This is a genomic window from Enterobacter sp. UPMP701, assembly GCF_053709515.1.
In genome coordinates, this window is sequence record NZ_JBSKJN010000050.1 from 1 (window position 1) to 615 (window position 615).

The 615-nt window shown below is 55.0% G+C and carries 1 protein-coding gene; it reads right to left on the reverse strand.

Features of this window, described 5'->3' with window-relative positions; genetic code table 11:
• Window positions 1-25: 25 nt before the first annotated feature.
• On the reverse strand, window positions 26-615 hold a 590-nt coding region (locus ACWKXT_RS24285; protein WP_454542714.1), incomplete at its 5' end, for a hypothetical protein.

Below are 615 nucleotides of genomic sequence, written 5' to 3' on the forward strand. Positions count from 1 at the left end.
TTTAGCTTGACGGTGCTATCCAGCATTAAATACTGGCAATACTCTCACGCAAAATCCGCAGCACCGTCTCTTCACCGCTGCGATTCGGGTTAATGCGAATCGCACAATGTTCTGATTGTGGATTCGCCTGGCGAAACGTTCCGGAAAGGCGATAAAAGAGCGGCGGGATTTCATATTTCGACTCTGCACCCACCGGGTAAGGCAAGGCACCGCGCTTTTGCGCCTCTTCCAGCACTCTGGCGGCAATCGGCTGATGAAACTCGACAATCAACACCTTCGACTGCGCATTAGCAATCACCGCGCTTTTCACTTCCGGCACCGCACCACCGTTAAGCAAAGCCAGCAACCGTTCAGATACCCCTGCCTGCACCGCGTGCATCACTGGCGCAAACACCAGACCACGCAATACTTCCAGCGCCTGTGCGCCCTGGATCTGGCTACCGCCGGAGTAAAGCGTGGCGCGAATACGGTTGATAACATCAGCATCGCCGACCACTGCACCAACACCCTCTGGCCCAAATAGCTTGAAGCAGGAAAATGTCGAGACATTCGCGCCGCATTCACAGCCGATTCGCGCCACCTTCATCACCGCATAGTTGTCATCGGTTAACGCTG